This is a genomic window from Deinococcus sp., from assembly GCF_030523985.1.
Lineage (GTDB): Bacteria > Deinococcota > Deinococci > Deinococcales > Deinococcaceae > Deinococcus.
In genome coordinates, this window is the sequence record NZ_JAUNHK010000074.1 from 4942 (window position 1) to 13915 (window position 8974).

The following is an 8974-nucleotide window of genomic DNA, read 5'->3' on the forward strand; positions in this document are numbered from 1 at the left end:
TGCTGCACCACGTCTGCGGGCAGCCCCAGCTTTTGCGCGTGCCGCCGCGAAACCTCCGCCAGATGCCCAATGCCCTGCCGCCGCGCCGCCCGCATCGCCAGCAGCAGGGCCTGGGGCGGCGGGTTGTCCTTGCGGTAGGCCCACACCGCGAAGGTGAACGGATGGCCCGTCAGGTGAAACCACTCCTCCGCCAGGTCGGTGACGGTCACGCCATGACCCGACACGGGAAATTCGGGGACGGTCACGCCCTCATCAAACGGCCCGACGGTGGCGTACCACTCGCGCAGGGCGTCGTCCCCAATCCGCAGAACGCCATCAAACCCCGCCGCCAGCAGGTCTTCGGCCTTGCCCTCGGCCCGCTCCAGCACAGGCGTCAGGCCCTTTTGCCGCAGCAGCACTTCCAGCAGGGCCACGCTCATGGCGCTCTGGCTGGTCAGGGCGATGCGGCGCAGCGCGGGCAGCGGCTCACGGTGAAACAGGTTGACGCTGTACACGGGCCCAAGCACCGCCACGCTGAAATCGGGCAGCGCCGCCAGCGTATCGGCATGGCGGATAAATTCCACCGCGCTGATGTTGGCGATGTCCACCTCGCCCGAGAGCAGCGCGGCGTTCATCTGGGTCGGGACGCCCGTGATGACGCTGACGCCTTCGGGGACAGTCAAATAGTCCAGAATCGGCGCGACGTTGGTGAAATGAATCCAGCCTGCACGGTACAAGGGGGAAGGGTGGAGGGCAGAGGGCAGAGAGGAGTCAGCGGTCATCATCGTTTGTTTCGGCGTTGGGGAGTGAAGGAAAGGGCGGCGAGGCCAAACGCAAGCAGGGCCAGCCACAACAACACGCGGCCCAGAAGAAGGGTCACGGGGTCAGGAAAGTTGCCAGCGATGGCGTCTTGCGGCCTCACCAGTCGCAGCAAGAACGGGAGGCCGTAAGGCGGAAAGCCCGAGCCGAACCAGTAGGCCAGCAGGCTTCCCAGCAGGAATGCGCCGCCCGCTCCAAGACATCCTAGCCGCCAATACATTCACCGAGTCTAGCCCCGCCACGCTCTAGCCTGTGGCTATGCCTGTTTCTGCGCCCGTCACCGTTCGCCGCATCACCGACCCGCAAGACCCCGCGCTGGCGGCCTTTGGGCGCATTCAGGAGGCCAGCTACTACGCCCCCGACATGCTGATTCCGCCCGAATATTTCCCCCGTCTGGTCGTCGGATTTGGCGAGAGACAAGACCGCCTGTTGGTGGCGGAGGACGAGGCGGGCACCGTGCTGGGCGGCACCATTTACAGCCTGTTGCCAGCGGCGTGCTTCAACTCGTTTATGGGCGTGGCGCGGGAGGCACAGGGCCAGGGCATAGGCCGAGGGCTACACCAGGCCAGTCTGGAAGACGTGCGCGGCGCGGGCCTGAGCGGCATGTTTGCCGACAGTGTCCACGCCAGCCGCCAGAGCGCGAGCGAGCAGGCGGGCGAGCGGCGCGTCGGCACCGACCCGGTGGTGCGCCGTCGGCAACTCCACGCGCTGGGCTTTCGAACCGTTGACCTCCCCTACTGGCAACCCGTCGGCGGGCCAGGGGGCGGCCCCCTCAAAGATTTGGATTTGCTGTATTGCGCCTTGGACGGCAGCGATGCGGTGTCCCTGTCCCTCGTCACCCAGACCATGCAGAGCTACTGGCACGACTGGCTGGGACCAGAGCGGGCCGCCGCCGAAGCGAAGGCACTGGCGCAGCGGGCCGGGGCTGTCGAGGACGTGGCCCTGCTGCCCGCCACGCAAACGCCGGGATACTGGGCCCAGCAGCACTGAGCGCCTGACCTCAGTCTGCCGCGTCAGCCCCGCTGCGCCCGAAGATTTCCAGTTCGTTGTAGTAGGCGTCACGCAGCACGGGCACGCGGCCTGCCGCCTGAATCATCTTGACCATGCCCGCCTGCGAAAGCGCCATAGGCGAAGTCGCCCCCGCCGCGTGCGCGATGTGCTCCTCCTGAATGGTGCCGTCAATGTCCGACACGCCCCAGTCGAGCGACACCTGGGTCAGTTCGCTGCCAATCATCACCCAGTAGCCCTTGATGTGGGGGAAGTTATCGAGGTAGATGCGGGCCACCGCGAGGTTGCGCAGGTCGTCGAGGCCCGTGGTGAAGTCAGTCTTTCCGAGGTTCTGCGCCAGCGTGTTGCCGAGCGGCTGAAAGGCCAGCGGAATGAAGGCGTGGAAGCCGCCCGTCTCGTCCTGCAACTCGCGCAGGCGGTGCATGTGGTCGAGGCGTTCTTCCAGCGTTTCGATGTGGCCGTAGAGCATGGTCGCGTTCGTTCGCATGCCCAGCTCGTGGGCTTCGCGGTGAATCTGGAGCCACTTCTCGGCCTTGACCTTGTTTTTGGCGACCTGCCGCCGTACCCGGTCCGCAAAGATTTCCGCGCCGCCCCCTGGCATCGCCGCCAGCCCCGCCGCCTGAAGTTCGGCCAGCACCTCGCGGGTGGGCTTTTTGCTGATTTTGGACAGGTGCTCGATTTCGGCAGCGGTAAAGGCCTTCACCTGAAGGTCGGGGTACGCCTCGCGCAGTTTCTGCACCATCGCGGGGTAGTACTCCCACTTGTGGTTGGGGTGATGCCCGCTGCTCATGTGCAGTTCGGTGATGCCGGGCAGGTAGCGGCGGCCCACCTGCCGCACCACCTCGTCGGGGTCGTAGTCCCAGGCCCGCTCCTCGCCTTTGCGGGCGGCGAAGGCGCAAAAAGTGCAGCCCACGTAACAGATGTTGGTGAATTCCAGCCGCATGGAGTGGACGAAATACACCTTATCGCCGTGCAGCCGCCGCTTTTGCAGGTCGGCCAAACGCATCAGCGCGTTCAGGTCGCGGGTGTGGAAAAGCTGCATCCCTTCGTCGAAGGTCAGGCGCTGTCCGGCCTCCACTTTTTCCACAATCGGCGCGAGGGCAGGGTCACGAAGCCACTTCATAAGGGGCAGGATACGCCCGCACCGCCGGATGTATAGCCTTCAGCGCCGGGGCGAGGCGCCAAAACCGGGAAACAAAACGGCCAGCGTGGAATAAGCGTCCACAGCCCTGCCCTTCGCATCATGGAGGGCAAGCCGCTCGGAGTCCTCGGGGAAGAACTCGGGTTGCTGCACGCTCACCCGTCCCGCTTCCAGCCGCGCCACATACTCGGCCAGGAAAGCTTGCAGGCTGTCGGCCAGCACATATTTGTCCCGCTCGTCGCGCCCAAAGGTGATGACCTGCCCGCTAACGCCCCCCGGCCCTGGCGCGAGGTCTATGCCGACGCTGTTGCCCCCCCAGTCTTTCAGGAAGGGAATCCAGCCCAGGTTGATGTACTGCGGCGTGATGGCCCCGGCCGGGTGCGAGGTGTGGCCCTGCATTTCCTGAAACTCGGCTTCCAGTTGCTGCCAGACCAGCCATTCGTGCAGCACGTGGCCCAGCGGGACATGGTCAAGCGGGAAAGTTTGCCCCCAGTACAGATGGCGGCGGTAGAGCGCACGGTAGGCGGCGGGGAGCTTGTGCCCGGTGGCGACTTCCAGCGCGTCCAGGTCGGCGTCGCTGGCGCCTTCCTCCAGCTCGGCATGAATGCGCGGCGCGTGGGCAGCCAGCCAGTTTTCCAGCCGCTCAAAAATGGGGGTGAGGTCAGCCGTCATACGCCACTCTAACCAAAAGAAGGCTCCCCCAGTCGCAGCCGGGGGAGCCATTCCTTATCCATCATCCATCAGGCCGCAAGGCCGCAACCATCAACCATCAACGCCTCAGCGCGTCTTGGGGTCAAGCGCGTCGCGCAGGCCGTCACCGAACAGGTTGAACGCCAGGCTGAACAGCACGATGAAGATGGCGGGGTAGGCCAGCACGTACCAGTAGTCCGGCTTGAGCCACGCACGAGCAAAGTCGATCAGCTGGCCCCATTCGCTGTAGCCGGGTTCAAAGCCCAGGCCCAGGAAGGACAGCGCCGCCACACCCAGCGGCACGGTGGCGAGGGCCAGCACCGCCAGGGTAAAGACGGTGGTCAGCGAGTTGGGCACGACGTGGCGCAGAATCATCCGCATGTCACGCGCCCCCAGCGCACGGGCGGCGTCCACGTATTCGAGTTGGCGGGTCTTGAGGATGTCGCCGCGAATCACTTTGGCGTAGCTAGACCAGCCAGTCACGCAGTACGCGAAGATAATCGGCCCCGTCGGGTCGCCCCCTGGGTTTTTGGCCCGCAGGATGGTCAGAATCACCACCGTCAGCACCAGACCGGGCAGCGCCTGAATCACGTCGATAAAGCGCTGAATCAGGTTGTCTACCCAGCCGCCGTAAAAGCCGCTGATCGAGCCGATCAGGATGCCAATCGCCAGCGTGATCGAAACGATGATGAACGACATTTTCAGGGCGGTGCGGGTGCCCCACACCAGACCGTAGAAGATGTTGTAGCCGTTGACGGTGCCGAAAGGAGCGAAGGTGTCTTTGATGCTGCTGGCGGGCGAAGGCTCCTGCGCGAAGCTCACGCGCTCCATCTTGTAGCACTCGGCGGGCGGCGCAAAGATGGCCCTCAGCGCGAACCGCGGTTGGTAGATCTGGCTTTGGGACTCCATGCCCAGGTCACGCAGGCAGTTGCCCGTCGGCTTGGCAATCAGCGGGGCAAACAGCGCCAGCAGGAAAAACAGCACCACGATGACAAAGCCCGTGACCGCCAGAGGGTTGCGCCGGAGCTTGCGCATACCGGGCGAAGTCCAGAACGTCTGCGAGTTGCGAACTTTGGTGGGAACAGCAGCAGAAGCGGAGCCAGCCATCAGTCAAACCTCACACGGGGGTCGACGACTCCATACAGGATGTCGACCAGGGTACTCATGACCACCACAATCAGGGCGGAGAGAAGCGCGAAGCCCAGCACGCCTGCCAGGTCGATCCGCAGCGCCGACTGCACGACCCACTGCCCGATACCGGGGTAGGCGAAGATGGTTTCGGTAATCAGCGAACCGCCCAGCAGACCGATAATCAGGAAGCCGCCCAGCGTAATCACGGGCAGCAGGGCGTTGCGGCGGGCGTGCTTGCTGTTGACCACGCGGGGAGAAAGGCCCTTGGCGCGGGCGGTGCGCACGTAGTCGCTGCTCAGCACTTCCAGCATGGAGTTACGCATCACCTTGATGATGTCGGCGCTGGTCACAATGGCGAGGGTGGTGGCAGGCAAAATCAGGTGGCGCAGCGCGTCCTTGGCGACCTCCCATTTGCCGTTCAGCATGGCGTCAATGGTCATCATGCCCGTGTAGCGCTTCATGCCAGCGGTCTGGAACTGGTTGATCACTTCCAGTTGTCCCGCCCCCGGCAGCCAGCCCAGGTAGGCGTAAAACACGGCCAGCAGCACAATGCCCAGCACGAAGCTCGGCAGGCTGTAGCCCAGGATGGTCAGCACGCGCAGCACCTGGTCGATGAACTTGTCCTTGTGCAGCGCACTCAGCGAACCGAGCCACACGCTGAGCAGCAGCACCGGAATCGCCGTAAAGAGCGTCAGCTCGATGGTGTTGGGCAGGCGTTCCTTGATCGTGTCAATCACGTCTTTGCCGCTGGCGGTGGAGTAGCCTAGGTCGCCCCTGAGCGTGCTGGCGGCCCACTTGCCGTACTGCACGGGGAAAGGCTGGTCTAGGCCACGCTCGCGGATGATTTGCTCGACGCGGGACGCTTGGTTGTCACTTTTGATGTACGGGGCGGCCCGCTGCTCTGGCGTCAGGAGTTGGGTGATCCCGACCAAAAGCAGCGACAGCACCAACATCACCAGTGGTATCTGGAGGAGTCGTCTGGCGATAAAATTAATCATGAAAGCCTCAAGTTGCCCAGTCTAAGCCAAACGGCCTAGGGGAGGGTGAGCCGCGTCTGGCAAAAACAGACCGGGTCAAAAGATGAGGGGGAACAGGGCCAAAGGCAGCCCCATTCCCCTCACTCGGAGACAGCCGAAATTACTTCTTGCTGAGGTCCTTCCAGGGCACGCCCACACCCGAGTTCATGGGGTTGAAGGTCTTGGCGCTCAGACCCACCAGGTTGCTGCGGAAGGTCAGGTAGCCGATGCCACCAGGAATCAGGATGTAGGGAGCCTGCTCATAGCCACGGTTCCCGACCAGGCTGTAGAGGCGGGTACGCTCGGCGGTGTTGACGGTGGCGCGGGCCTGCTTGACCCACTTGTCCACGCTGGCGTCCTTGAAGTTGCTGCGGGGCGCGTAGTAGCCGTCCGAGGCGTAGAAGGTGTAGATGAAGTTGTCCGGGTCGGCGTAGTCGGGTGCCCAGCCGATCATGACCATCGCTTCTTCGCCCTTCTTGGACGCGGCGAGCATTTCGCTCCACTGCTTGGGCTGGATGTTGATGCGGAACTTGGGGTTGATGGCTTCGACGTTGCGCTTGAGGATTTCCATCGCCGTCTGCGCGGGCACGTTGCCAGCACGGTAGTTGACAGTCATGGTAAAGCCGTTCTTCCAGACGTTGCCGCCCCAGGCCTGCTTGAAGTACTGCGTGGCCTTGGCCTTGTCGTAGGTGTAGGTCTTGACCTTGGGGTCATAGCCCAGGAACGAGTCGGGGAGGGCCATGGTGCGCTGCTTGCCCTTGCCCTTCAGCACGTCTTGGATGTACTGCTGGTAGTTGAAGGAGTAAGAGAAGGCGCGGCGCAGGTTGGCGTCCTTGAAGAAGTTGGAGGGAATGCCCTTGCCGTCGAGCTTGCCGCTGCCCAGCAGGTTCGTCGCCTTGATGTTCTGGTTCATGAAGATGACGGTAGAAGTCGTGTTGGGGAGGTTGTCCACCCAGGTCACGCCGGGCTTGCCCTTGATCTGGGCTTCGTCCACGCTGCGCCCGCCGCCTTCGATGATGTCGGCGTCACCGCGCAGGAACGCCTGCTGACGGGCCGCGAGTTCGGGCACCTTCTGGCGAATCACGTTCTTGATGGCAGGTGCCTTGCCCCAGTAGCCGGGGAACGCCTTGAACAGCAGGTTGTTGGCGTCTTTTTGCACGAGCTGGTAGGGGCCGGTGCCGTTGGGCTTTTGCGACAGGTTGGAGCCGGTCAGGTCTTTGCCGACCCAGCTCTTCCAGTCCTTCTCGGTGCCGCTCCACTCGCCGATGCCCGCGCTGTATTTTTTCTCGACGATGCTCTGACCGCTATAGGCGAGCTTGGCGAGGAAGGCGGGGTCGACTTTGGGCAGCGTGAAGACCAGTTGGCCCTTGCTGTTGCACTCCACAGCCTTGTCGATACGGGCCCAGGTGACGGTCTTGTCGTCGTTGGCGTTGCTCTGGGTGCCCAGCAGCGACTCGGCAATAAACCAGTTGCCCGACTCGGCAGAGTTGGTGACGAGGTTGCGCTCGAAGGTGTACTCGGCGTCGGCGCAGGTCATGGTCGCGCCGGAGTGGAATTTGACGTTCTTGCGCAGGTCGAAGGTGTAGGTCTTGCCACCGTTGCCGACCGTCCACTTGGTCGCCAGCAGGGGTTCGAGTTCCTTGATGGAGCTGCCCTTGTAGCTCACCAGGGTCTCGTACATGTTCTCGATCATTTCGCCCGAAGCGGTGTCATAGGACACGCCGGGGTCGAGGGTGGGCACGTCCGAGCCGTACTGAAGAACGAGGGTGTCTTTGGGAGCGGCGGCGAGGGCAGCCCCGGTCAGGAGCAGCGTGCTGAGCAGTGCAAATTTTTTCATAAGCCTCCAGAGAAAAAGCGAGTTGTGATGCAAGAAGATACAGCGTTCAACCACGGGAGGCAAAGGGCAAACGAATGCACCTTTTCTTCCCGTTCCAGCCCGCTCAGGAAAAGAGAGAAACGCACAAGAAGTGGCCTGAAGCATGGGTGGGCCTGCCTATGGTGTTGAACGCTAGACATGATAGCCGAAACCGCCAGGAGCAACCAGACGCCCGCCAGCCCAGGCCGCGCAACCATGCCGGACAGACGCAGCACCGGGGTGCAGGCATCTTCTCTCTTCGCCGCCTTTCCAGGCGACTGACAAGCAGACCTGCCATACTGCCCCGCGATGAAACGACGCATTTTGCTGCTGGCCGGTGGTCAGTCCGGTGAACACGAAGTCAGTCTTCGCAGCGCCCAGAGCGTGCTGGCGGCCCTGCCCCGCGACCAGTTCGACGTGACCCCGGTGGTGATCAGCAAGCAGGGGCGCTGGCTGCCGCCCACCGAAACCCAGAAGGCACTGGAAAGCGGCACCTCGGCCCACGGCGGCGACTTGGTGCTGCACCGCGCCGCCAGTGCCGAGGGCTACGACGCCGTCTTCCCGCTGCTGCACGGGCCGATGGGCGAGGACGGCACCATCCAGGGCCTGCTGACCCTTGCCGGAATTCCTTTCGTGGGCAGCGGCGTACTGGGCAGCGCGGTCAGCATGGACAAGGTGATGACCAAGCAGGTGCTGGAATCGGCGGGCATTCCGCAGGTGGCGTGGCGGCTGGCGGTGCGGCGCGAGTGGCAGCAGACTCCCGACGAGGTGCGGGCGCGGGCCGCCGAACTGGGCTTTCCGCTGTTCGTCAAGCCTGCCAACCTGGGCAGCAGCGTGGGCATCAGCAAGGTGCATGACGCCGCTGAACTGGACGCCGCGCTGCAACTGGCCTTCAGCCTTGACCGCCGCGTGATTCTGGAAGCGATGACCAGCCACAAGCCCCGCGAGGTCGAGGTGGGCATTCTGGGGAACGACGCACCGGTGGCGAGTCCGGTGGGCGAACTGAGCTTCGACGCCGACTTCTACGACTACGAAACCAAATACACCGAGGGCCGCGCCGAGATGCACATTCCGGCCCGTATTCCTGCCGAGACTGCCGAGAAAATCCGTGCCGAGGCGCTGCGGGCGTTCAAGGCGCTCGACTGCGCGGGGCTGGCCCGGGTGGACTTCTTTTATGTGGAAGAAACGGGCGAACTGTTCCTCAACGAGGTCAACACCATGCCCGGCTTTACCACCACCAGCATGTATCCCAAGCTGTTCGAGGCGGCGGGCCTGAGCTACAGCGAACTGGTCACGCGTCTGGTGGAGTTGGCGCTCGAAGAACGGTAAAGGGCC

9 protein-coding genes are annotated in these 8974 nt (G+C 63.6%); 2 read left to right on the forward strand and 7 right to left on the reverse strand.

From position 1 onward, the window contains the following. The coding region (locus Q4C89_RS10750; protein WP_303102609.1) for a menaquinone biosynthesis protein at window positions 1-761 on the reverse strand (761 nt) is incomplete at its 3' end. Continuing rightward, window positions 761-1018: a hypothetical protein gene (locus Q4C89_RS10755; RefSeq protein ID WP_303102610.1), complete on the reverse strand. Its 258-nt coding sequence runs from the start codon at window positions 1016-1018 to the stop codon at window positions 761-763. The genes Q4C89_RS10750 and Q4C89_RS10755, both read right to left, overlap by 1 nt. 38 nt (window positions 1019-1056) lie before the next feature. On the opposite strand from Q4C89_RS10755, the gene Q4C89_RS10760 reads away from it, so the two are divergent. After that, on the forward strand, window positions 1057-1788 hold the full coding sequence (locus Q4C89_RS10760) for a GNAT family N-acetyltransferase (RefSeq protein WP_303102611.1): 732 nt from the start codon (window positions 1057-1059) through the stop codon (window positions 1786-1788). Between the two features lie 10 nt (window positions 1789-1798). On the opposite strand, the gene mqnE is transcribed toward Q4C89_RS10760, so the two are convergent. The 5 genes from mqnE to Q4C89_RS10785 all read right to left on the reverse strand — a co-directional run bounded on the left by mqnE (window position 1799) and on the right by Q4C89_RS10785 (window position 7621). After that, window positions 1799-2929, reverse strand: a complete 1131-nt coding sequence (gene mqnE, locus Q4C89_RS10765; RefSeq protein ID WP_303102612.1) for an aminofutalosine synthase MqnE — start codon at window positions 2927-2929, stop codon at window positions 1799-1801. Window positions 2930-2968: 39 nt separating this feature from the next. After that, the gene (locus tag Q4C89_RS10770; RefSeq protein ID WP_303102613.1) at window positions 2969-3619 is read right to left on the reverse strand and encodes an SMI1/KNR4 family protein; all 651 of its coding nucleotides are present in this window, start codon (window positions 3617-3619) and stop codon (window positions 2969-2971) included. A gap of 105 nt (window positions 3620-3724) precedes the next feature. Next, on the reverse strand, window positions 3725-4744 hold the full coding sequence (locus Q4C89_RS10775; protein WP_303102614.1) for an ABC transporter permease: 1020 nt from the start codon (window positions 4742-4744) through the stop codon (window positions 3725-3727). Then, window positions 4744-5766, reverse strand: coding sequence for an ABC transporter permease (locus Q4C89_RS10780; protein ID WP_303102615.1), 1023 nt, complete (start codon window positions 5764-5766; stop codon window positions 4744-4746). Before Q4C89_RS10780 ends, Q4C89_RS10775 begins: the two co-directional genes overlap by 1 nt. 139 nt (window positions 5767-5905) lie before the next feature. Further along, window positions 5906-7621 (reverse strand): ABC transporter substrate-binding protein, encoded by a 1716-nt coding sequence (locus Q4C89_RS10785; protein ID WP_303102616.1) that lies wholly within the window; start codon window positions 7619-7621, stop codon window positions 5906-5908. A 327-nt stretch (window positions 7622-7948) separates the two neighbouring features. On the opposite strand from Q4C89_RS10785, the gene Q4C89_RS10790 reads away from it, so the two are divergent. Then, window positions 7949-8968 carry a D-alanine--D-alanine ligase family protein gene (locus Q4C89_RS10790; RefSeq protein WP_303102617.1) on the forward strand — a complete coding sequence of 340 codons (1020 nt, stop codon included), beginning with the start codon at window positions 7949-7951 and terminating at the stop codon, window positions 8966-8968. The last annotated feature ends 6 nt before the right edge of the window (window positions 8969-8974 follow it).

Coding starts and splice junctions, on each gene's coding strand:
- Q4C89_RS10755 (WP_303102610.1), bottom strand. CDS start 1,018: ATGTATTGGCGGCTAGGATGTCTTGGAGCGGGCGGCGCATTCCTGCTG.
- Q4C89_RS10760 (WP_303102611.1), top strand. CDS start 1,057: ATGCCTGTTTCTGCGCCCGTCACCGTTCGCCGCATCACCGACCCGCAA.
- mqnE (WP_303102612.1), bottom strand. CDS start 2,929: ATGAAGTGGCTTCGTGACCCTGCCCTCGCGCCGATTGTGGAAAAAGTG.
- Q4C89_RS10770 (WP_303102613.1), bottom strand. CDS start 3,619: ATGACGGCTGACCTCACCCCCATTTTTGAGCGGCTGGAAAACTGGCTG.
- Q4C89_RS10775 (WP_303102614.1), bottom strand. CDS start 4,744: ATGGCTGGCTCCGCTTCTGCTGCTGTTCCCACCAAAGTTCGCAACTCG.
- Q4C89_RS10780 (WP_303102615.1), bottom strand. CDS start 5,766: ATGATTAATTTTATCGCCAGACGACTCCTCCAGATACCACTGGTGATG.
- Q4C89_RS10785 (WP_303102616.1), bottom strand. CDS start 7,621: ATGAAAAAATTTGCACTGCTCAGCACGCTGCTCCTGACCGGGGCTGCC.
- Q4C89_RS10790 (WP_303102617.1), top strand. CDS start 7,949: ATGAAACGACGCATTTTGCTGCTGGCCGGTGGTCAGTCCGGTGAACAC.